General features: G+C 40.0%; 22 protein-coding genes and 2 pseudogenes. 2 read left to right on the top strand and 22 right to left on the bottom strand.

Annotated elements, in window-relative coordinates:
• Positions 1 to 265, bottom strand: a pseudogene (locus LRA01S_RS07135) (class I SAM-dependent methyltransferase); the annotation flags it as partial.
• Positions 266 to 402: 137 nt separating this feature from the next.
• On the opposite strand from LRA01S_RS07135, the gene LRA01S_RS07130 reads away from it, so the two are divergent.
• The gene (locus LRA01S_RS07130) at positions 403 to 1,290 is read left to right on the top strand and encodes a GIY-YIG nuclease family protein (protein WP_061774949.1); all 888 of its coding nucleotides are present in this window, start codon (positions 403 to 405) and stop codon (positions 1,288 to 1,290) included.
• Between the two features lie 326 nt (positions 1,291 to 1,616).
• Here LRA01S_RS07130 and LRA01S_RS11415 read toward each other — a convergent pair.
• The 18 genes and pseudogenes from LRA01S_RS11415 to LRA01S_RS07050 form a co-directional block, all read right to left on the bottom strand.
• Positions 1,617 to 1,724, bottom strand: a pseudogene (locus tag LRA01S_RS11415) (Fic/DOC family protein); the annotation flags it as partial.
• A gap of 153 nt (positions 1,725 to 1,877) precedes the next feature.
• On the bottom strand, positions 1,878 to 3,245 hold the full coding sequence (rlmD, locus tag LRA01S_RS07125) for a 23S rRNA (uracil(1939)-C(5))-methyltransferase RlmD (RefSeq protein WP_061774948.1): 1,368 nt from the start codon (positions 3,243 to 3,245) through the stop codon (positions 1,878 to 1,880).
• A gap of 84 nt (positions 3,246 to 3,329) precedes the next feature.
• On the bottom strand, positions 3,330 to 3,590 hold the full coding sequence (locus LRA01S_RS07120; protein ID WP_061774947.1) for a helix-hairpin-helix domain-containing protein: 261 nt from the start codon (positions 3,588 to 3,590) through the stop codon (positions 3,330 to 3,332).
• A gap of 8 nt (positions 3,591 to 3,598) precedes the next feature.
• Complete coding sequence (locus LRA01S_RS07115) at positions 3,599 to 4,672, bottom strand: ABC transporter substrate-binding protein (protein WP_061774946.1); 1,074 nt, start codon at positions 4,670 to 4,672, stop codon at positions 3,599 to 3,601.
• Positions 4,673 to 5,257 carry a LemA family protein gene (locus LRA01S_RS07110; protein ID WP_061774945.1) on the bottom strand — a complete coding sequence of 195 codons (585 nt, stop codon included), beginning with the start codon at positions 5,255 to 5,257 and terminating at the stop codon, positions 4,673 to 4,675.
• Between the two features lie 19 nt (positions 5,258 to 5,276).
• On the bottom strand, positions 5,277 to 6,122 hold the full coding sequence (locus LRA01S_RS07105; RefSeq protein WP_061774944.1) for a TPM domain-containing protein: 846 nt from the start codon (positions 6,120 to 6,122) through the stop codon (positions 5,277 to 5,279).
• Positions 6,109 to 6,891, bottom strand: coding sequence for an ABC transporter permease (locus LRA01S_RS07100; protein ID WP_061774943.1), 783 nt, complete (start codon positions 6,889 to 6,891; stop codon positions 6,109 to 6,111). Before LRA01S_RS07100 ends, LRA01S_RS07105 begins: the two co-directional genes overlap by 14 nt.
• Positions 6,888 to 7,688, bottom strand: coding sequence for an ABC transporter permease (locus tag LRA01S_RS07095; RefSeq protein ID WP_061774942.1), 801 nt, complete (start codon positions 7,686 to 7,688; stop codon positions 6,888 to 6,890). The genes LRA01S_RS07100 and LRA01S_RS07095 overlap by 4 nt, the downstream gene beginning before the upstream one ends.
• Entirely contained in the window at positions 7,685 to 8,866 is a 1,182-nt protein-coding gene (locus LRA01S_RS07090; protein WP_061774941.1) for a DUF998 domain-containing protein, read from the bottom strand. Before LRA01S_RS07090 ends, LRA01S_RS07095 begins: the two co-directional genes overlap by 4 nt.
• Positions 8,867 to 8,949: 83 nt before the next feature.
• On the bottom strand, positions 8,950 to 10,101 hold the full coding sequence (locus LRA01S_RS07085) for an ABC transporter ATP-binding protein (RefSeq protein WP_061774940.1): 1,152 nt from the start codon (positions 10,099 to 10,101) through the stop codon (positions 8,950 to 8,952).
• A complete protein-coding gene (gene murB, locus LRA01S_RS07080; protein WP_061774939.1) occupies positions 10,091 to 11,005 on the bottom strand; it encodes a UDP-N-acetylmuramate dehydrogenase in 915 nt (304 codons plus the stop codon). The genes LRA01S_RS07085 and murB overlap by 11 nt, the downstream gene beginning before the upstream one ends.
• Positions 11,006 to 11,093: 88 nt before the next feature.
• On the bottom strand, positions 11,094 to 11,981 hold the full coding sequence (gene rarD / locus LRA01S_RS07075; protein WP_061774938.1) for an EamA family transporter RarD: 888 nt from the start codon (positions 11,979 to 11,981) through the stop codon (positions 11,094 to 11,096).
• 187 nt (positions 11,982 to 12,168) lie between these two features.
• Positions 12,169 to 13,035, bottom strand: a complete 867-nt coding sequence (gene thrB, locus LRA01S_RS07070; RefSeq protein WP_061774950.1) for a homoserine kinase — start codon at positions 13,033 to 13,035, stop codon at positions 12,169 to 12,171.
• A 17-nt stretch (positions 13,036 to 13,052) separates the two neighbouring features.
• Positions 13,053 to 14,333 (bottom strand): homoserine dehydrogenase, encoded by a 1,281-nt coding sequence (locus LRA01S_RS07065; RefSeq protein ID WP_061774937.1) that lies wholly within the window; start codon positions 14,331 to 14,333, stop codon positions 13,053 to 13,055.
• 94 nt (positions 14,334 to 14,427) lie between these two features.
• Positions 14,428 to 15,018 (bottom strand): ribosome biogenesis GTP-binding protein YihA/YsxC, encoded by a 591-nt coding sequence (gene yihA / locus LRA01S_RS07060; RefSeq protein WP_061774936.1) that lies wholly within the window; start codon positions 15,016 to 15,018, stop codon positions 14,428 to 14,430.
• Positions 15,019 to 15,070: 52 nt separating this feature from the next.
• Complete coding sequence (gene clpX / locus LRA01S_RS07055) at positions 15,071 to 16,285, bottom strand: ATP-dependent Clp protease ATP-binding subunit ClpX (RefSeq protein ID WP_061774935.1); 1,215 nt, start codon at positions 16,283 to 16,285, stop codon at positions 15,071 to 15,073.
• Positions 16,286 to 16,318: 33 nt separating this feature from the next.
• Positions 16,319 to 16,489 carry a hypothetical protein gene (locus LRA01S_RS11095; RefSeq protein WP_096824061.1) on the bottom strand — a complete coding sequence of 57 codons (171 nt, stop codon included), beginning with the start codon at positions 16,487 to 16,489 and terminating at the stop codon, positions 16,319 to 16,321.
• Positions 16,489 to 17,001: a dihydrofolate reductase gene (locus LRA01S_RS07050; protein WP_061774934.1), complete on the bottom strand. Its 513-nt coding sequence runs from the start codon at positions 16,999 to 17,001 to the stop codon at positions 16,489 to 16,491. The genes LRA01S_RS11095 and LRA01S_RS07050 overlap by 1 nt, the downstream gene beginning before the upstream one ends.
• Positions 17,002 to 17,182: 181 nt before the next feature.
• Between LRA01S_RS07050 and LRA01S_RS07045 the strand changes: the two genes are divergently transcribed.
• Complete coding sequence (locus LRA01S_RS07045) at positions 17,183 to 18,124, top strand: glycosyltransferase (protein WP_061774933.1); 942 nt, start codon at positions 17,183 to 17,185, stop codon at positions 18,122 to 18,124.
• Positions 18,125 to 18,218: 94 nt separating this feature from the next.
• Here LRA01S_RS07045 and LRA01S_RS07040 read toward each other — a convergent pair whose 3' ends face one another.
• The 3 genes from LRA01S_RS07040 to pfkA form a co-directional block, all read right to left on the bottom strand.
• Positions 18,219 to 18,977, bottom strand: coding sequence for a carbonic anhydrase (locus LRA01S_RS07040; RefSeq protein ID WP_061774932.1), 759 nt, complete (start codon positions 18,975 to 18,977; stop codon positions 18,219 to 18,221).
• Positions 18,978 to 19,075: 98 nt separating this feature from the next.
• Positions 19,076 to 20,578, bottom strand: coding sequence for a pyruvate kinase (gene pyk, locus LRA01S_RS07035; RefSeq protein WP_061774931.1), 1,503 nt, complete (start codon positions 20,576 to 20,578; stop codon positions 19,076 to 19,078).
• A 127-nt stretch (positions 20,579 to 20,705) separates the two neighbouring features.
• Positions 20,706 to 21,713, bottom strand: a complete 1,008-nt coding sequence (gene pfkA / locus LRA01S_RS07030) for a 6-phosphofructokinase (RefSeq protein ID WP_061774930.1) — start codon at positions 21,711 to 21,713, stop codon at positions 20,706 to 20,708.
• Positions 21,714 to 21,878: the final 165 nt, after the last annotated feature.

Here is a 21,878-nt window from a genome sequence, read left to right as displayed (position 1 = left end):
TAAACTCTTTATCAGATAAGCGTTTCGTATAAAGACCAGGTCCGCAACCAATATCAAGAATCTTAGCTTCCTTTGAGACCAAGGTTTCAATGAAATCGACTGCCTTATCAATCGTTTCAGGCTTGCGACTCGCGGCCTCAAGTTCAGGATTCAAGTGCGCCTCAAGCATCGACTTGGCGATGTGTGGGTCATTCCAAAATAAGGTGTCAGTTTTTTCATAGAGGGCCGGTTTTACTAATGCTTTGAGTAATTCTTGATACATCATTAATATTTCTCCAATATTTTTGTTACTTTAAATTATATCATATACTAACATTTAGTAACAAACATCTTCCTAAACGCCTAATTTACAGTTTACTCTGCTATAATAGCCTTAAGCGTACTTACAAGGAGAGATAAACTATGGCAAGAGGTAAAACAATTCAACTGTATCTGATGGATAGTGTTCCGAAAGGTCGTATCAAATGTACATTGGCAAACTGGACGGGGATAGCCTATAAAATTCCAAGAACTGAACTTGAAAAAGCAAAATCTATTGACTACTTGAAACAGAGTGGCGTTTATTTTCTATTCAGTACGTCAGATGAGACGCAGGAAAATATCGTTTATATAGGGCAAGCTGGTACTCGCAAAAATGGCGAAGGCATTCTTAACCGACTTCAGGAACATAAACGAAATCCAGATAAAGATTATTGGACGGAGGCAGTAGCGTTCACGACAACTAACAATACCTTCGGTCCAACAGAAATAAGCTATCTTGAGAATCAATTTACGAAACTCGCAATCGACAGCAAACGTTACATCGTAAAGAATAGCAATGAACCAAGTCTTGGTCATGTTACAGAAGAAAAAGAATCAGAGCTTGAAGAATATATCGATTATGCCAAGATTGTTATTGGTGCCTTAGGTTATCGAATTTTTGAGCCGATTATTGAGTCGCCTGAAATAATAACTACTGTTCTAGCACCAACTCCTGAACCCTTACTTAGTCTAATCCTTAAGCAGGGTAAGAAGGAGAAGATTATTGCTCAAGGTAAGCAGACTAATGAAGGTTTTGTTATTATAAAAGGGAGTAACATCAAATCCTCTACTGTAAAATCTGTACCTACTAAAGCTCTGAAAGATCGTGAACGAGCAAATCTTGATGATAATTTTGTTCTGCTTGAGGACATGCTGTTCAACAGTCCTTCTTCTGCCGCATCATTTGTCACAGGCTATGCTATTAACGGTAAAGATGCTTGGAAAGATGAACAAGGACGTTCCCTAAATGAAATTGAAAAATTGGAATAAGTATTGATGTCAGAAGCATTTTGTTTCTGACATTTTTCATTTCTATCAAAAAACAACCCTATAATAGTCGAAAATGCTCTAAATCTTAAATTATCAACGAATGCGTTTTTTACTACTTACGAGTATAATAATCGTGAGTAGTAAAACTAATATATCATGAGTTAATCCTCAAAAACATTACTCACAAATAGTATTTTTATTATTCGATTTTATCTCAATAGGTGTCAAAAAAGTAATTCTTAAATCTGGAAAAATCAAAAAAAGCCTACAAGAATGAAATTGATCACTCATATAGGCTTATTGTTTTTTGTATTTAATTATGGTTTTTATTCTTCTTCGAGTATTAGCTCGAACAGCTTAGTTAGTTTAGCAACATCACCAAATACCGTTCCGTCCATATACAGATTATAAATTTCATCATCCTCTTTAATTCTATAACTTATCACTGACAACTTTCATGCTAAAATCACAACTATATTTTAGCACGAAAGTTGTTTTAGTACTTTATGTTATTTTGATGTACCCATCATTTTTGTACCAAAAAAGCAATCCCGACAAAAGCCGAAATCGCTAAAACTTCTTGCATATTAAGCTTTTACGCGTGTCAGCAACCCAACCAACTCAATATGATGCGTCTGCGGGAACAAATCAACAGGCTGCACCTTCTCAAGCGCATACCCCAATTCCTCAAACCGCACCACATCACGCGCAAACGTCGCGGCATTACAGGAAATATAAACAATGCTTCGTGCGCCAACGCTCGCAGCTGACGTGATAAAGGACTCATCTAGGCCTTTGCGCGGTGGATCGACAAGAATGACATCAGGTTTCACGCCTTCAGTCACCCAGTCACCCATGACTTTCTCGGCTTTACCCGTTACATAAGTCACATTGTCAATACCATTCAACTCAGCATTCTTACGCGCATTTTCAACGGCCGCTTCTACGACTTCAACGCCGTAAACGTGTTTGACCTTGTCAGCAAACGATAAACCAATCGTTCCGATACCTGAGTAGGCATCAATCACAACATCCTCAGCGTTCAAATCCGCAAACTCTATCGCTTTAGCATACAAGACTTCTGCTGCAGGCGTATTAACCTGATAAAATGAGGGCGCAGAAATATCATACTTGCGCTCTAACATGATGTCGGTGATGAAATCTTGCCCAAACAAGAGGTTCCAGTCACTTCCGAAGATGTTATTGCCAGTAGAGGCGTTGACGTTTTGCATGATCGACTTGATGGCTGGGAATTGCTTGGTCAGTGCGTTTAGAAGGCCGTCAACTTTGAAGAAGGAAGCCTTGCGTGTGACGAAGATCACCATGATTTCACCAGTCGCGTGGGCACGACGGACGACAACGTTGCGAACAAAACCAGTGTTTTCAATTTCGTTATAGGCTTTGAGGCCAAATTTTCGTAAGAGGTCACGAACTGCGATCACAACTTCATCAATTTCAGGCTGTTGGATAAAGAAATCTTCCACAGGAACCAGTGTGTGGGAATGTTTGCGGAAGAAACCAGTTTCCAAAACGCCGTTAACTGAGCGGACAGGGATGCTAGCTTTATTGCGATACTTTGTAACGTCTGGGCTAGGAATAGCCTCTAGGACTGGAAAATCGGCCTTGTGCGCTGTTTTAGAGAGCAGCTCGACAATCTGCTTGCGTTTGAATTTCAATTGCTCAGCATAGGCTAAATGGCCAAAATCAGCAATGCCTGTTCGCAGGTAATCAAGATTGATATCTGTGACGCGGTGCTCAGAAGTTGTGAGGTAAGTTTCAACCTTACCAAATCCGAATTTCTTACTTGTTTTCAAGACGCGCATCTCAATCATCTCACCAGGTAGGGCATTCTCGACAAAAAACGGATAGCCGTCAATCTTCACGACACCCGCGCCTTCGTGGGTCAAATCTATTACTTGAACTTCAAAAATATCATTTTTATTAAAATTAGTCATGACCTCATTATATCACATCTTTGTGTGCGTCGTGCCATCGGTCATCAAAAAAAAACCGAGTCTCCTCGGCAATTTTTTTAATTATCAATCCTTCCAATCCCACCAATTTTGTTTATCAGCAGACAGTTGGCCATCATGATTCGCATAAGTCACGGCTAAGCGGTAAGTATAGAGCACGCATCTATCTAACTCACCTTCACCCAGTCCTTGCGCCAAACAATCCGCGGCATAAATGTCTTCAGGGCTGTGACGTCGCAGCGAGGCAATCGTTGGAAAGCCAGCTTTGATCAGGTGTTCTGACATCTTCACACCGATGCCAGGTATTTTCATTAAATCAGAGGTCATCTTGTCACCTACTTCCGGTACATCTTAAACTCCAAAAATAAATCATTGTAAATTCCTAGATATTCAGGGCCAAGATTTTGATAAACTTCCAAATTTTTCATGGCGGTCGCATCTGGATAGAAAGATTTATCTGACGTGATTTCTTTTGGCAGTATAGCCTCGGCTTTCATATTTGGTGTGGCATAGCCAACATATTCTGCATTTTTAGCTGCAATTTCAGGTCTCAGCATATAATTGATAAAGGCATAAGCCGCGTCATAATTTTTCGCTGTCTTGGGAATCACGATATTGTCAAACCAAAGATTTGATCCTTCGTTTGGTACAACATAATGTAAATGTTTATTTTCGCTCACCATTTCAGATGCTTCTCCAGAAAAAGTGACCGCAGCCGCAGCTTCATTATTAATCATATACTGCTTGATTTCATCGGCTACAATGGCTTTGACATTAGGCGTCAATGACTTGAGATGGTTATAGGCCTTATTCAACTGCCCCATGTCCTTCGAGTTGACACTATCACCTTGCTCATTGAGGGCAAGGCCGATGATTTCACGCGCCCCGTCAATCAACATCAAATTATTTTTATAATCAGGTGACCATAAATCTTGCCAATGTTCAGGTGGTGTTTTGACTTTTTCGTCATTGTAGGTAATGCCAAGTGTTCCCCAGAAATAAGGGATTGAGTAGGCATTATTTTTGTCAAAACTTTGATTTAGAAATCGAGGATCGATATTTTCCAAACCCTTAATTTTTTGATGATCAAGCTTGTTTAAAAGCTTCTCTGACTTCATCTTATCGATCATGTACTCACTCGGAATCGCGATATCATAAGTCGTACCGCCCTGCTTAATCTTCGTATACATGGCCTCGTTAGAATCAAACGTCACATAGTTAACCTTGTAACCTGTTTCTTTTTCGAAACTTTTCAGTAAACTTTCATCGATATAATCACCCCAGTTGTAAATGGTAAGCTGGTTACTTATCGCAGAACTGCCGCTATCCGCGGACAATTTAACGGATAACAAGCCAAGCACAGCAATAATGGCGAGGACGCCCCCCATAAAGTAGACTAATCTTTTCATTTATTTACTGCTATCACCAAAATTAACACTTGGTGCATCTTTAGCAGAATCTGCAGCTTTAAAGTAGTCTTTTTTACTTGCACCACGCATACCCGCAACAATAGACGTTGGGAAAAGTGAAATTTTCGTATTGTAAGATTTCACCACATCGTTATAACGCGTCCGTGCCACCGCGATACGGTTTTCAGTACCAGCCAATTCATCTGCTAACTGCGTGAATTGTTTGTCTGCCTTGATATCAGGATAGCTCACTTGCAAGCGTAGCAAACCATTCAAAGCAGAGCTCATTTGGTTGCTGGCTGCGGCTGTATCAGTAACTGTTTCAGCTTTGCTCATTGCACTTTGGGCAGTTGAAATCGCCGTAAAGACTTTCTCTTCATGTGCGGCATAACCCTTAACTGTTTCGACCAAGTTAGGGATCAAGTCATTGCGGCGTTGCAACTGTGTATCAATATCAGCATAGGCTGAATCGACACTATTTTCTTCTTTCGTAATCCCATTGCCAATACTGAAAAATGCGACAATCGCAATGACAAGTACAGCTAAGATACCAACAACAAGGCTATTCTTCTTAATAAAATTCATCTTTTTTCTCTTTTCTATATTATCGACCAGCGCCGCCACCTGATGAAGAACCGCCGCCAAAGCCGCCGCCCCCACCTGATGACCCACCAGATCCACCGCCATAACCGCCTGAACCACCACCACGATTGTTGAAGATCGCAATGAGGATCCAAAGTAAAACATCACCATGACCGGTCAAGATCATGCCAAACACAAAAACTAAGATGATACCAACAATAATCAAACCACCCAGAGAACTACCATCAGATTGATCAGATGTATCTGCCTCATCATTATAGCCGTTTTGATTGCTATTTTGGGGAGTTTCTCCAGATGCGTCATCACTCGTGACATTACCAGTTAAAACATCTGAAAATGCTGAGAGAGTTTTGCTGACTGCGGTATCGTAATCATTTTTGGTGCGGTAGGGGACAAAGTCAGTGTCTAAAATCCGACCGACCTTGCCGTCATTTAACTCCCCTTCGAGTCCTTGACCGACCTCCACCCATACTTTTTTCTCATCCTTGGCAATCAGCATGAGTAAGCCGTTATCCGAATCCTTATCGCCAATACCTGTTTGGTTAAAAACCGTATTGGCATATTCTTGAATCGTTTTATTTTTCAAATCATCAACTGTCAAAACGATGATTTGTGCTTTCTTGCTCACATCCAGGTTTTCTAATTGATGATTTAAGTTATCTTCTGTCGCATCTGACAGTAAATCAGCCTGATCATAAATGTAGGTATGATCCTGCCAGGTAATTTTCGATACTGCTTGATCAGCTTTGTGATCACCTTGCCATTTGAAAAAGCCGAAAACGCCAGCTAAAGCCACTAGCATGATGGTCATGAAGATGATTTTCTGGGTAACCTTATTTTTCCTCATCCGCACTCCTCATAATCATATAATACCCGATTACAAGCAAAATTGAAAGCATAAACACTAGCGCTGATAAAGCATTGATCTCAAGTGAAATACCATGACGTGCGCGAGAGTAGATTTCGACAGACAAAGTCGAGAACCCGTTTCCGGTCACAAAGAAAGTAACCGCAAAATCATCCAAGGAATAAGTAAAGGCCATGAAGAAGCCGGCAATAATCCCTGGGGTTAAAAATGGTAGCACGACTTCCATCATCGTTTGGCGCTGGGTCGCGCCCAAATCGTAGGCAGCATTGATCATATCCTGATCCATTTCCTGCAAACGAGGTAAGACCATGAGCACAACGATAGGTATCGAGAAGGCAATGTGCGCCATTAATACTGACGCAAAGCCTAATTTAAACCCGATTGAGGTAAGCAAAATCAGAAAGCTTGCCCCAATCATGACATCTGGCGAAACCAGCAAGACATTGTTCAAGGATAAAATCGTATTCTGACGTTTCTTCTTAGCTTGATGGATATAGATCGCCCCAAAGGTTCCGATAATCGTCGCGATAAAGGCTGATAAAAAGGCCAGTAAAAAGGTTTGCACGACAATTAAGATTAAACGACTATCCGCAAATAATGCCTGGAAATGTTCCAAAGTAAAGCCGGTAAAGGCATTCATATTGCCATTTTGATTAAAGGCATAAAATATTAAATAGAAAATCGGCAAGTATAAAAGGGCAAAGACGAAAATCAAATAAGCATTTTCAAATTTAAAACGTCGCTTCATGCTTTACCCCCTCTCTCCCGTGTCAAGTACATGACCACAAACATGGTAATGATGAGCACCATACCGATCGTAGCACCCATGCCCCAGTTTTGGGTCACAAGGAAATGTTCCTCAATGGCAGTCCCTAAAGTAATCACGCGATTCCCACCGATCAAGCGCGTCAACATGAACAAGCTTAGACTTGGAATAAAGACTGCTTGAACACCAGATCTAACACCATTCATTGAGAGCGGAAAGATGATTTGTGAAAAATTTTGAAGTCGAGTTGTCCCTAAATCATAGCCAGCCTTGATTAAATCACCGTCAATCTCATCAATGGCATTAAAAATCGGCAAGACCATAAAAGGAATTTCGATGTAAGCCGCAACAAAGATGAAAGAAAAATCGGTAAAGAGAATTTGTTGGCTGCCCAATCCCATGAAGTTGAGGAAGCCATTCACCGCACCAGATTGGCCGAAAATACCAATAAAGGCATAAGCTTTGAGCAAGAGGTTGATCCAAGTCGGTAAGATAATCAGCATCAACCATAGTTGCTTATGTTTTAATTTGGTCAAAAAATAGGCCGTTGGATAGCTAATCACAAGTGTAACGGCTGTGATAATCGCCGCGTAAATGACGGAGTTAACCGACATTTTCAGATAAGTCCAGCTGGTAAAATATGTGCCATAGTTGGCCAAGGTCGCATTCCCATCAATATCGAAAAACGATTTATAGATGAGTAGGGCGATCGGCGCTAGGACAAATAAGAACAGCCAGAGGACGTAGGGAATAGCAGTTAATTTATTTTTTTTAGTCATAATGTTTCTTCTGGTGTCATATCGACAAGTTTAAGATGCCAGCGACGATGTGATTGCGACAAGTCTTGAATCGCATTAATCAACATCACTAGCCAGATAAAGGCAATAACAAAAGCGATGATTTCAAAAAATGTCAGAGACAAATAATGAACACCTAAAAATAGAAAAGCAGATAATACTAACAGGCCTAGTGTGATGGCAGAGAAGACGAGAAACTCTTTTGAGATATCAGGGATTAGCCATTTCAAAAGGAGGATTAAAACAATGATACAAACAACAATACCAAAGGCTGACAAATTATGCACTGTCATCGTCCAAGAATAACTGTTAGCAGTGAAAATCCCAACGCAGGCAATCAAGACAGCAATCAGGTAATAGAAAAACCGAACAACAGCACTTTTTCTCGTATAATAGTCACTACGTGAGAACTCTGAAAACAAATAATCAGTGATCGTTAATAAAATCAAGGCTGAGAAAATCAATGTCAAGTTAAATTCCCAATGTCTTTTTGCCTCATAAGTACCGAGAAAACTAAAGTTAAACTGCCACCAATCACGTTGATTATTCAAAGCCATCGCAACTAGGACACCGCCAATAAAGGTAATAAATAGCATAGCGATTAAATTGGAGACTTTGACAGACACAGCTGAAGAAATTAAAACAAAATTGATAACCGCTGAAAAGGCTAATACAAATAATGAGGCAGTCACAGGGTCAAAACTAACGCCACTAAAGGTATGGCGCATGATATAAAAGGTAATGACTGTAACCGCTAGGGTTACCAAGGTATAAGTCAGGGCTAAAGTCAATGTCTCGCGAGTTTTTGTGAACCAAGACTGTCTCGCCAGTGCGTGTGGTGTTTTTCGATAGGCTAAGATAAAGGATACGAATCCCGTCAGGATACCGAAAACGGTGCTAGCATGTGCCACAGAAATCAGATCATCTCCTGTGAAAGAAATTTGTGATTTTTGAGTCAATAAGAAAGTCATCAGTCCCATCAGCCAAGCTAATAAACTAGGAAGCAAGAGATGGCGCAAAGAAAAATTTTGACGATTATTATCTGAGGCACTTCTTAACTTGATTGAAAAACCATTATCAACCGCTTCTAAAATCAACTCCTCCTCATCACCAGTTAATGTTTCTGCTAATGTATCTGGTACTTCAATATATTTTCCCATTATTCCCCCTATAAATCAGCGGCTAAACTGATGCAATTGCTGGCTACACCACGCTAAACTTTTAAAACGAGACTAATCCCCTTTTAGTCTTTAATATTTTCTTCTTCGATGGCATTGATCAGGCCAGCTTCGACAATTTCTTCGTCCACATATTCTTCAATCCGAGCATCAAACTCTTCTTCTGTTTCATTAAGTCGCATGATATGAATGTCTTCTGACTCGAAATCAAGACCGATCACTTCGCCAACAATGGCGCGGCGTGTCGAATGAATCATCCACTCCTGGCCAAGGTCATCCACTGCGATAATTTCATAATGGACGCCTCGGAAAAGTTGGGTCTGAACTTTAACGATTAATTTCCCTTCATCTGGTAGTGTTAATCTCAAATCTTCTGGACGAATGACGACTTCAACGGGTTCATTTTTTCTCATCCCACCATCGACTGACTCAAATCTTTTGCCATTAAACTCGACTAGATAGTCATCAATCATAATACCTGAAACGATATTAGACTCGCCAATAAAATTCGCAACAAATCGGTTAATGGGTTCGTCATAAATATCAACCGGTGTGCCTGATTGGACGATTTCACCATCATTGATGATGAAAATCCAGTCACTCATGGCTAAGGCCTCTTCTTGGTCATGCGTGACAAAAACAAAAGTAATGCCTAGTTTTTGTTGAAGAGCGCGGAGTTCATACTGCATTTCAGTCCGCAGTTTCAAGTCAAGGGCGCTTAAGGGCTCATCTAGCAAAACCACTTTCGGCTGATTGACAATGGCTCTGGCAATCGCCACACGTTGGCGCTGGCCACCTGAAAGTTTCTGAATACGACGATTTTCAAAGCCGGTTAAGCGCACCATTTTAAGCGCTTCTAATACGCGTTTTTCAATCTGTGCCTTATCAACTTTCCGAATTTTCAAAGGAAAGGCGATATTATCAAAGACATTTTTATGGGGTAAGAGGGCATAATTTTGGAAAACGGTATGCACATCTCGTTGGTTGATTGGCACGTCATTAATGCGTTCGTTATCAAGGTAAATATCACCTGTTGTGGCATCTGTTAAGCCGGCAATAATATTAAGTATCGTTGATTTACCAGATCCTGATGCACCAAGCAAGGTATAAAATTTCCCTGCTTCTAACTCAAAATTGATATCTCTAAGGATGAGTTGGCCATTGTCTTCAAAAGACTTAGACACATGTTTAAACGCGATGATTGGGTTAGTCGTCAATTTTTTCTTCTCCTAAAATTCGAACTTCTGGCTCTAATGTGACACCAGAGGTCGCTTTAACTTGTGCAATGACGTAAGCAATCAAGTCTTCATAGTCTTTGGCAGTCCCGTTGTTGACATTAACCATAAAACCAGCATGTTTTTCAGATACTTGAACACCACCAATTTGATGACCTTGTAGGCCGGCATCTTGAATCAACTGACCTGCAAAATAGCCAACTGGGCGTTTAAAGACTGAACCACAACTTGGAAATTCAAGCGGCTGTTTCAAGGCACGCAGGTAGGTCAGGCGGTTCATTTCAGCTTTAATCAGATCGTGATCACCATTTTTGAGTGAAAATTTCGCCGATAAAGCAATATAGTGTTGGCTTTGGAGGACTGATTTCCGGTAGCCAAACTGCATGTCTTCGCTAGAAATCACGAAAATCTCTCCTGATTGGTCCATGACTTGTACGCTAGATAAGACGGTCGCGATTTCTCCTCCGTAGGCGCCTGCGTTCATGAAGACCGCACCGCCAACTGACCCTGGAATACCACAGGCAAATTCAAAGCCAGTCAAGGAATTGGTTAAAGCGACTTGTGTGGTCTCGATTAAACTAGCACCTGCCTGCGCTTCAATCACATAACCATTGGCACGAATCGTATTCATTTTTTCAAGAAGAATGACGAAACCACGAATACCGCCGTTGCGCACGATGAGGTTACTGGCATTTCCTAAGACGATAAAAGGTGTTTGCGTTTCGTTGGCTAATTTTATCAGTTTTTGTAACTGATATTTATCTGTTGGAAAGGCGAGAAAGTCTGCTGGCCCTCCTACTTCTGTAAAAGTATAATTTGAAAGTGGGGCATTAAATTCTACTGTTATTTCAGGTAATTTTTCAAGTATTTCATTTTTAGTTAACATATTTGCTCTTTTCGTATCAAAAATTTTTTTGTGCAATGCAACTCAAGTTATCACATAAAAAATAGCTTGTACCAAAGGTACAACACTATTATTTTACCATATTTTTAGCCTTTTTCATCAGGATAACTTGCCCGATAACAAAGACAATGATGGCAAGCCAAATGGCTGTAAAGCCATATAAATTTTCCAATTTAAAAGATTCATGGAAAAGGAATATAGCCACTGCTAATTGGATCGTTGGACTGACGTATTGGACAAATCCAACGACATTAAGCGGCGCCTGTTTCAGGGCCTCAGCAAACAAGAGCAAGGGAATAGCTGTAATGATGCCTGATAGAATCAAGTAGATAATCTGTGACATCGTGTAATCGCTTGGCGCATGCTTGGCAAAAAATAGGATGAAAACGAGGACAAAAGGTGTCACAACGATTGTTTCGACAAACATGGCGACATCACTTGAGAGTGTTACATTTTTCTTAATCAAGCCATAGGTGCCAAATGACAATGGCAATAAGATCGACACAATCGGTAAACGACCACCTTGAATCGTTAAAATCAAGACGCCGATTAAAGCGAGCACAAGTGATAGTTTGGTGAAGTTTTCCAACCGCTCTTTGAGGAAAACAACCGCTAATAAAACTGAAAATAGGGGATTAATGTAGTATCCCAAACTTGCGGCTGTCGCTTGCTGATGGCCAACTGCGTAGATAAAGACCAACCAGTTGACTGAAATCAGGAAACTTGCTAAAATCATCGTGACTAATTCCGATTTGTTAGCAATTAAACCCGAGACCTCAGTCTTTAATTTGTCCATTTTGCCGAATAATAGAAAATACAACAACATGGTTAGCATTGTTGACAGCATCCGATAAAAAAATACTTCATAAGCATCAACACCACTGAGTAATTTCCAAAATATGGATAGAAATCCCCAAGCGATATAAGAGCCAAACGCTAATACTAATCCTTTTTTCACATGTTCCCCCCTGTTAAATCTGATTGCAGTCATACAATACAGATTGATCTAAAATTAAAAATAGAATTTTCACGAGTTCAAGGTTGAACAAGACCGTAAAAATTCTAATTTTATGAGTCAATAAACTGATTAGCAAATCGCGTGTCAGTCTTTGATTTAATTATGAAACTTGATGATGCTAAATTGTTTAATTGATTACTTTAATCCCGTGTGTATCTACTGCCAACTCTAATAGCTGACCTGAAAATTCTTGCGCTTCAAGTCTAGATTTTATGATTGCTAATCTGTCAATCGGCATCATGACCATAACAGTCGGCCCGGCGCCCGATAGATAAGTAGCATAAGCGCCTTCTGCATGACCGATTTCTCGAATTTTAGTCACTTCTGGCACGAGTTTACCACGATAACTTTCGTGAAATAAATCTTCTTCCATGAGTTGCCCTGCAAGTGCCATGTCACCTGTTAAAAGTGCTGCAATCGCGACATTAGCAATACTACTCGCAGCAACAGCTTCATGATAAGTGAAGGTACTTGGTAAAACTTTTCTAGAATCACTGGTTTTCAACTCATAATTTGGAATGAAAGCAAGGAGGCCAGTCTCTGGCATTGGTGCTGTAACATGATTCGTTTTATCACCGAGGCTATTAGCAATGACTAAATTCCCAAAAATCGCAGGTGCAACATTATCTGGATGTCCTTCAATATTTGTTGCAATGGCTAACTTATCGGCTGCTGATAAGTTGAGCTGCCCCAACTGGTTAGCAAGTTCAATCCCAGCAACAATAACTGAGCTTGATGACCCTAGACCGCGTGCCAAGGGGATTTCACTAGTCATCTTAATTTTATGAGGCTGCAAATCTGGACAAACTTGTAAGGCAGTCTCTAATAACAAATTTCGTTCGTCAGAAGGGACTTCTGATCCTAAATCATGCTGAATGTGCCATTGACTTGCTGCTTCTAAGACGTCAATCGTCAAATAGAGATTAACCGCAAGACCAACCGAGTCAAATCCTGGTCCTAGATTGGCTGATGTTGCCGGCACTGATATTGTCAAAGTCATCTGTCTTACCCTTAAATTACTTTAATTGTGTTGCGGAGCGTGAACCCATCCAACGCTGAAATTTTCTCAACTAAACTGTCAAATTGGTTCAAGTCCATTTTGTGGGAAATGATGGCAATGCTAGCGCGATTATCGCCAATGTTTTCTTGGAAAACTTGTTCAAATGACACATTTTCCGCATGGAAAAGCTCTGCCAAATGAAGCAATTGCCCAGCCTTATCTTCGGTTTCAATCGCAAAATAGTACTTATCAACTAGATCTTCTTTCGTTGCATAGACTGTTTCGCGAGTAAAAGTGTTAAAGGCTGGTAATACATCACCTTTATTAATGCCTTTAGCCAATTCGATCACATCGGCAACAACTGATGTTGCTGTCGGTTTTTGACCAGCACCGGGTCCATAGAACATGGCTTCATTAATCCCAATAGATTCAACAAAGACAGCGTTCATGACACCATTGACTGTTGCCAGTTGGTGGTTTTTAGGCAAGAATGTCGGCACAACCTCAGCGTAAATGCCTGAAGGACGTTCAACAATTTCACCTACTAACTTGATGACAAATCCTAATTTTTGTGCTCGCTTCACATCTTCTGGTGTAATATGACGGATGCCTTCATGACGGACGTCTTCAAACTTGATTGTCATGCCAAAAGCAAATTGACTAAGGATGACCATTTTATAGGCTGAGTCAATGCCGTCCACATCATTGGTCGGATCTGATTCTGCATAGCCTAGACGACTCGCCTCAGCCAATGCTTCGTCGTAAGTCCAACCTTCATCAACCATCTTGGTCATCATAAAGTTGCTGGTACCATTGACAACACCAAGAATTTTAGTAATCGTATCTGCTGTATATGAATTCGCCAATGTGCGCAAAATAGGAATACCGCCTGCTACTGCTGCTTCGTAATACAAAACCACACCATTGTCTTTAGCAACCTTAAGCAAGTCTGTACCATGTACCGCCAATAAATCCTTGTTAGCAGTCACGACGTGTTTTTTAGCTTGTAGGGCTTGTGTGATAAAGGTCTTAGCTGGCTCGATACGTCCCAACAACTCGATGACAATGTCAACCGTATCATCGTTTAAGATAGCCGAAATGTCTGTCACGAAGTTAAAATCATGACCTTTTGCGAGAAGCGCGTCTTTCTCAGCATCATCTCTGACCAAAACTTTAGCAATCTGAATCTCAGTGCCAGCTTCAGAAGTAATCTTTTCACCATTTTCTTGTAGCAAAAAGGGAATTCCACTGGCTACTGTTCCAAATCCGAGTAAAGCAATGTTGATTGTCATGTGTTTTAACGCTCCTTTAAAATATAAATATGATTAGTGCCATTATAGCAGAATTTTCAGAACATTTCTATAATCTTTTTTAATTTAGATGAGATTAGTCGACGAAGCTTTCAATCACTTGCCAAGCCTGATCTAAACCAGTTTTATCAAAACTTGAAAAAATGACAAAGTCGTCCGTACTATCGAACTGCAAGGTTCTTTTGATCATACTCTCATGCTTATTCCATTTACTGCGTGGAATTTTATCAGCCTTGGTCGCAACCAAAATAACTGGAATTTCATAGTATTTCAGAAATTCATACATCTGAATATCATCAGCTGATGGTTCGTGTCGCATGTCTACCAAGCTCACAACCGCACGTAAATTCGCACGCGTAGTCAGATATTCTTCGATCATGCCACCCCATTTTTCACGTTCCTTTTTAGAAACACGGGCGTAACCATAGCCTGGCACATCCACAAAATGAAGCGTATCATCGATATTGAAAAAGTTAAGGAGCTGTGTTTTACCAGGACGACCAGATGTCCGAGCAAAGTTTTTACGATTCAATAAAGTATTGATGAAACTTGATTTACCAACATTTGAACGCCCAGCTAGGGCAATTTCCGGCATATCAGTTTCAGGGTATTGTTTACTAGATGCAGCTGAAATCGTCAAGCTGACATTGTGAATATTAAATTTCATGAGTCTCATTTCTATCACTGTGACCAACTTTGATCACGTTTGGGATTACTGTTTATGGACCTAAGATTAAAGGTTCTTCCGTTCCACGAACAGCTTCCTCAGTAATCACGACTTTCGTCACATTGTCCATGCTTGGCACTTCAAACATGACATCCATCATCACTTCTTCGATAATAGAACGAAGCCCACGAGCACCAGTTTTGCGCTCAATCGCCTTTTCAGCAATGGCATCTAAAGCACCAGAGTCGAATTCTAAGACAACATCGTCAAAACTAAGGAGACGCTGATATTGTTTAACGAGTGCGTTTTTAGGCTCGGTTAGGATATGTACCAAGTCATCCTTGGTCAAGCGCTCAAGTGCTGCAACGATTGGCAGACGACCGATAAATTCAGGAATTAAGCCGAATTTTTGAATATCTTCAGCCACAATTTCTTGCATGTAGGAATCATTTTCCCCTAGTGCTTTGTTATTAGCACCAAAACCGATGATTTTCTCACCTAAACGCTGTTTAACAATTTCTTCGATCCCATCAAAAGCACCACCAACGATAAAGAGGATGTTTTTAGTGTCCAACTGAATCATTTCTTGATTAGGGTGTTTACGTCCGCCTTGTGGTGGCACACTCGCAACTGTTCCCTCGATGATTTTTAGAAGGGCTTGTTGAACCCCTTCACCTGAAACATCACGTGTAATCGAAACATTTTCAGATTTTTTAGCAATCTTATCAATTTCATCAACGTAGATAATACCACGTTCTGCACGCTCAACGTTATAATCTGAAGCTTGCAAGAGTTTGAGTAGAATATTTTCTACGTCTTCACCAACATAACCCGCTTCAGTCAAGCTCGTTGCATCCGCAATGGCAAAAGGTACATTAAGTGAACGGGCTAAAGTCTGCGCCAAGAAAGTTTTACCCGATCCGGTTGGGCCAATCATCAAAATATTTGATTTTTGAAGCTCAACATCGTCATTTTCTTTACTTTCCGAAAAGTTAATGCGTTTGTAGTGGTTATAAACTGCAACAGAAAGCGCACGTTTGGCAGTATCTTGACCAATAACGTACTCGTTTAAAACAGCCAGTAATTCTTTGGGTGTTTTACTTTCTAAAATATCCGTTTGGCCTTCACCTTTGAACTCTTCACGTAAAATGTCCATTGATAACTCAACACACTCATTACAAATATAAACATCGCTACCTGCGATTATTTTTTTAACTTCATCTTGTGACTTACCACAAAATGAACAAAAAATCTCATTATTCATCATTTTCTAGATTTTCCCTCTTCTAAATTTCAGTAATCAAAATAGTGTCTGATAGACGGCATGGATTGAATTGACAAGGTTGGTAAAAGCACACAATAAAAAGAGAATGGCTAGACCAAACTTCTTTTTACGGAAACACTGTACCGCACACACTAAACAAATCCAAGCTAAAACAGCTGTGAACGCACCAAATATTGTTTTTTCCATTATCTCTTATTCTCATATCGTTTGACTGTGAACGCATAGTCATTTTTTTCATCTGCAGGGTGGGTAACACTTGATACCTCAGTATAATTCTCAAAATCTAACACTTTCGGAAAATAGGTGTCTCCTTCAAATGTCCCTGCAATAATCGTCCGGTAAAGTTGATTAAATGATGTCTTGAAAGCAACAAACATTTCTGCACCACCTGTCACATACAAATCTTTTGCAGTATCTGGGTCTTGCCCGTAATACCAATTTAGAACTGCCTCGGGACTATGAAATACTAGAACTGAGTCATTGTCAACTTGATACGTTTCATCGCGTGTTAAAACAATGGTCGTTCGACCAGGTAGTACTCGCTTATTCATTCCTTCAAAGGTCTTACGTCCCATTAAAATGACTTGACCCATCGTCGTTTGTTTAAAATGTTGAAGTTCACTTGGCAAAAACCACGGCAATACACCATTTGAGCCAATCAAACCTTGCGCATCTTCTGCCCAAATTCCTGCAATCATATGTCACCTCATCTTTTTTAAGTCACTGGTTTAATTATACCGTAAAATAGCTTTTTTTACCATCATGCAACACGGGACTTGTTGTAACTTCTGCCTTACTGAAGCCACAAACAAACCCTATATTTAAAACCAATTGACTTTTTTTGCGGTTTAAAGGTAAGTAACGTGTTAGAATAAAGACATGAACTATATGACACATACGATAGAACCATGGATGCCAGTCGGTGCAACCAAACCTAAAGATGATATCGCAAAAATTGCTGCTAGCAAAGGTTGGCAACGCTTGGAAATAGACCGTGCCACCCAAGGTACCAACGCTGATAACCTCGTCGTTAGCCTTTCATCATCCGATATTGTCGTCCATCAGTTTCCAAGCTACCTCCCTCTAGAATTTGAAGAAAATTTTCAAAGAGCGGTTCAACTGACTGGGGCAAAATTTATCATATTGATCCATGATTTCGAACCCCTACGGCTTTCGGACAGACAAGATAGTAAACGTGAATATGCTCTGTTAAGGTATTCTGATGGTCTCGTTGTCCATACCTCAGAAATGGCAGAGGCCATAGCGCTTCCTATCCCAATCTTCATCTTAGGCCTTTTTGACTATCTCACCGATAGCCAAATTCCTGACAGAAAACCAAATCATGACCTAATTTTCGCAGGAACCTTGACAAAAGCCACCTGGCTCAAAACTTTCCCATTGCCCATTAAAGTTTTTGGCAATCTTCCCAGAAAATGGTCAGCAGCAGATTTGCCACCTACACTTAACCTACAGACCATTTTACCACAAGACACCGCACCAACAGAGTTGCCTGATGGTGTTGGCCTTGTTTGGGATAGTGATGAGATGGATAAGACCTACTACCAGGCTTATCAGCGGTTGAATAGTCCTCATAAGCTTAGTTTATATCTAGCAGCAGGTCTACCAGTTGTTATACCTGCTATCTCTCCGTTTTCCGATTTTGTTATAAGTAATAAAATTGGAATTTGTATTTCGGATTTATCAGAGCTACCCATTTCATTTACCTTTGATAAAGATAATCTTTCACATATTAGCAAGTCAATTCGAACTGGTAAACACACCATCACATTACTCAAAAAAATAGAAACATTTTATTCGTAAAACATTAAAGGACGAGTCAATACGACCCGTCCTTTAATATTCATTAATGAGAAAATGCTTTAGATCCTACCACTAAATGAGCTTTAAGTTCTACTCAATCATCATGTGATAGAATGGCACGTTGATGAGTATCTTGAATCTTGCGATTATTGTCATAATAGTAGTTACGAAATGCTTTTAACTGTTCAGAACTCAACGTTACAGGATGTTTCATCACGTACCACTCGACATTTTCGCTTAAAGGTGGCGTAGTCAGTGAACCATTGTAATGGTAATAATCCTGATCACTTGGTAATAAATCACTTAATAGGAAATTACCCGCTTGCTCTGAATCAATCTGATTTAGTATGGTTTGAAAAGTCTGATTTGTCTTGCCTACCTGAAACATGGCAGCAATAACAGCAAGTCTACCATCTTGTGCTTGATTGACAAAATGGACTTCTAAAGGGAAATGTTTCCCGTCAATTTCATGTTCGCTAGGTGCGTGAAAATGAAATTGCTTTAGAGTATATTTTCTTCCATTAATTTCAGCAGTACCCTTAATTTCGGCCTCAATTGAATGACCATTATCCACTACTTTATCAAACTTAGAAGCATAACTTAAAACAATCATCCCATTATCAGTCATATTTTGGACATTTTTCGTGTCAATATTAATTGGTGACTGACTGTCGCCACTTTCGAACTTCCAACTCTTTTGATTATCATAATCAAGATTATGTTTTTTATCAGTCTTTTCTACAGTTGATTGAAGGTTAGCAGATTTTTTTGAAGTGGCATTTGAACATGACGCTAGAGTCACAAAAATCGTCAAAAAAGCTAATAAAAATACTGATTTTTTAAAATATGTCATCTATACCTATTCCTTTTAATCTATCTTTTGAGTAATTTTTCAATAAATGTTCTCACAAAAAAACACGTTAGCAAAAACGTGCTTTTTCATAAACTCAATTATTTAACTGTACGGATACGCATTGTATTAGTACGGCCAGAACCAACTGGTACACCAGCAACGATGATGATGTTGTCGCCAGATGCCACAAGACCTGAGTCAATTGCTGCTTTTTCAGCAACTTCAAACATGTCATCAGTTGATGAAGGTTTTTCAGTCAATGTTGGAATAACACCCCAGTTAATCATGAGTGATTTTTCAATTTTTTCGTCAAATGTTACTGCCAAAATATCAGCATCAGGACGGTATTTAGAGATCAAACGTGCAGTCGAACCAGACTCAGTCAAAGCAACAATCAATTTGATATCCATAGAGTTTGTCGCATCTTTAACTGCTGACGCAACAACTTCTGTTACGCTAGAGCGGTCAAATTTGTTAGATGACAAACGGCCATATTCTTTCAAAAGTGCTTGCGCATTTTTGTCAACAGTTGCCATTGTGCGAACTGATTCTACTGGGTATTTACCGTTAGCAGATTCGCCTGAAAGCATTGTTGCATCAGTACCATCGATAACCGCGTTGAAAACGTCAGAGATTTCTGAACGTGTTGCACGTGGTTTATCAGTCATTGTTTCAAGCATGTTAGTTGCTGTAATAACAGCTTTACCAGCAGCATTAACTTTTTGGATGATTTGTTTTTGGTAAACTGGCACCATTTCAAATGGTACTTCAATACCCATATCACCACGGGCAATCATGATACCTTCAGAAGCAGCAATGATTTCATCGATATTGTCGATACCTTGTTGGTTTTCGATTTTAGGGAAAAGTTGGACGTGTGTGTTACCAGTTTCTTCAAGAATAGCACGCACTTCATTAACGTCTTTAGCAGAACGTACAAATGAAATCGCGATGAAGTTCAAACCTTGTTCCAAACCAAAACGGATGTCCGCATTATCGCGTTCAGCAAGTGCTGGGAAAGGAATTTTAGTGTTAGGGATGTTAACACCTTTTTGTTTAGCGATGACACCATCATTTTGAACTTCAACTTCGAATTCGCGAGTTGCAGCATCTTTACCAGCAAGTGTCAAACCAAGTTTACCATCATCGATAAGGATTGTTTGACCGATTTCAACATTATCAAAAATGTCAAGACCACCTGCAACGTTCAAAGCAATCACATCTTTAGTAGATTTCATACCTTGTTTTGTTGCAACACGTAATTTATCACCTGTTTTGTATTCGTATTCTTTAGCATCATCTTCGAACAATTCAGTACGGATTTCAGGACCTTTTGTGTCGAGCAAGAAACCAACTTTTTGGTTAGCGATTTCTTCAGCGCGACGCACAACTTTCATGCGGTCGCCTTGCTCTTCATGGTCACCGTGTGAGAAATTAAAACGGAAAACATTTGCGCCCTCTTTGATGAGTTCAGCAATTTTTTGTGCTGATGCTTCAACGTCGAGTTTTTCACCCCAGTAGCCATCGTCTCCGAATTTTTTACCACCACGAATTTCAACAGCTGGTCCAAGTGTTGCAACAATTTTTACGCGTTTGTTCATTTTGATAGAACTCCTTCTATAATTAAGTGGCTTTCACCAATATTTATGAACATCTCAAAAGAGAGGTGTTCTGATACTGCTTACGCAGTGAAGTTAACAAGTGGTTTAAAGAAAGATAATCTGGTGCTTATGATGAAATTTCTTTGTTAAGTTTGTACAAATCAAGGTTGGCTTTGTGAGGATTATTGACAACGATTTTACCATTATCAAGACTAAACAAGGCACCTTCTTCTGCTGTTCCTAAAATTGGGCTTTCAACCAATTTTTCGTTATGAATACCGACTGCAAGGCCACCACGACCTTCTTTAAGTAATTCTACAGCGCGGGCGCCCATCCATGATGCAAGAACACGGTCACGGGCAGTTGGTGTACCACCACGTTGGATATGACCCAAAGTACTAACACGAAGATCACTATCATCACCAGCAGCTTTAATTTTCTCTGCAAGTTCTGCACCGGTCATTACACCTTCTGCAAGGACGATGATATTATGGTTTTTACCATTTTTGTAGCCATTTTTGATTGATGCAACTAAATCATTCACATCGAAATCTTGTTCAGGGATGAGAATTTCATCAGCACCTGCACCGATACCAGCCCAAAGCGCGATATCTCCAGCGTGACGTCCCATCACTTCAACGATAAACGTGCGTTTATGTGAAGATGATGTATCACGGATTTTGTCAATCGCTTCGAGTGCTGTTGTCACAGCAGTATCAAACCCAATGGTATAGTCAGTTCCGACGATATCGTTATCAATCGTTCCTGGTAAACCAATAGCTGGGAAGCCATGCTCTGTTAAGCGCATCGCACCATGGTATGAACCATCGCCACCGATAACAACAACACCTTCGATACCATGTTTTTTAAGCTGTTCAATACCAGCAAGCTGACCTTCAAGCTCAGCAAATTCAGGAAAGCGCGCAGAGTACAAGAATGTGCCACCCTGTGAAATTTTTCCGCCAACTCCTCTACTTGCCAAAGGGAATATGTCGCCAGCAACCATACCAGCATAACCATAGTTAATACCGAATACTTCCATACCTTCGTAAATGGCTTTACGAACAACGGCACGAATAGCGGCATTCATACCAGGGGCGTCGCCACCACTGGTTAAAACGGCAATACGTTTCATTTGAATACTAATCCTCCAAAGTTTTTATCTTAATCATTATACCACGTTTAATCTTAATTTGTCAGTGCTAAATCAAAGAAAACGTTTTCTTTATTTACGCATTAAAAAAAGCGCTCATACGCTTTTCTTAATTCATATTATATCCGACCAGTCGCTAGTGCTTTG

Origin of the sequence: Pseudolactococcus raffinolactis NBRC 100932, from assembly GCF_001591765.1 — a bacterium.
Lineage (GTDB): Bacteria > Bacillota > Bacilli > Lactobacillales > Streptococcaceae > Pseudolactococcus > Pseudolactococcus raffinolactis.
The sequence above is the reverse complement of the archived record's forward strand: the minus strand, read 5'-3'. Positions and strand labels throughout refer to the sequence as shown.

Coding starts and splice junctions, on each gene's coding strand:
- LRA01S_RS11095 (WP_096824061.1), bottom strand. CDS start 16,489: ATGGAAAAAACAATATTTGGTGCGTTCACAGCTGTTTTAGCTTGGATT.
- LRA01S_RS07130 (WP_061774949.1), top strand. CDS start 403: ATGGCAAGAGGTAAAACAATTCAACTGTATCTGATGGATAGTGTTCCG.
- LRA01S_RS07105 (WP_061774944.1), bottom strand. CDS start 6,122: ATGAGGAAAAATAAGGTTACCCAGAAAATCATCTTCATGACCATCATG.
- LRA01S_RS07095 (WP_061774942.1), bottom strand. CDS start 7,688: ATGACTAAAAAAAATAAATTAACTGCTATTCCCTACGTCCTCTGGCTG.
- rlmD (WP_061774948.1), bottom strand. CDS start 3,245: ATGACTAATTTTAATAAAAATGATATTTTTGAAGTTCAAGTAATAGAT.
- LRA01S_RS07090 (WP_061774941.1), bottom strand. CDS start 8,866: ATGGGAAAATATATTGAAGTACCAGATACATTAGCAGAAACATTAACT.
- yihA (WP_061774936.1), bottom strand. CDS start 15,018: ATGAAATTTAATATTCACAATGTCAGCTTGACGATTTCAGCTGCATCT.
- LRA01S_RS07100 (WP_061774943.1), bottom strand. CDS start 6,891: ATGAAGCGACGTTTTAAATTTGAAAATGCTTATTTGATTTTCGTCTTT.
- LRA01S_RS07065 (WP_061774937.1), bottom strand. CDS start 14,333: ATGACAATCAACATTGCTTTACTCGGATTTGGAACAGTAGCCAGTGGA.
- LRA01S_RS07040 (WP_061774932.1), bottom strand. CDS start 18,977: ATGACATATTTTAAAAAATCAGTATTTTTATTAGCTTTTTTGACGATT.
- clpX (WP_061774935.1), bottom strand. CDS start 16,285: ATGATGAATAATGAGATTTTTTGTTCATTTTGTGGTAAGTCACAAGAT.
- murB (WP_061774939.1), bottom strand. CDS start 11,005: ATGTTAACTAAAAATGAAATACTTGAAAAATTACCTGAAATAACAGTA.
- LRA01S_RS07120 (WP_061774947.1), bottom strand. CDS start 3,590: ATGACCTCTGATTTAATGAAAATACCTGGCATCGGTGTGAAGATGTCA.
- LRA01S_RS07115 (WP_061774946.1), bottom strand. CDS start 4,672: ATGAAAAGATTAGTCTACTTTATGGGGGGCGTCCTCGCCATTATTGCT.
- LRA01S_RS07050 (WP_061774934.1), bottom strand. CDS start 17,001: ATGATTGCAGGAATTTGGGCAGAAGATGCGCAAGGTTTGATTGGCTCA.
- pyk (WP_061774931.1), bottom strand. CDS start 20,578: ATGAACAAACGCGTAAAAATTGTTGCAACACTTGGACCAGCTGTTGAA.
- LRA01S_RS07110 (WP_061774945.1), bottom strand. CDS start 5,257: ATGAATTTTATTAAGAAGAATAGCCTTGTTGTTGGTATCTTAGCTGTA.
- pfkA (WP_061774930.1), bottom strand. CDS start 21,713: ATGAAACGTATTGCCGTTTTAACCAGTGGTGGCGACGCCCCTGGTATG.
- LRA01S_RS07045 (WP_061774933.1), top strand. CDS start 17,183: ATGAACTATATGACACATACGATAGAACCATGGATGCCAGTCGGTGCA.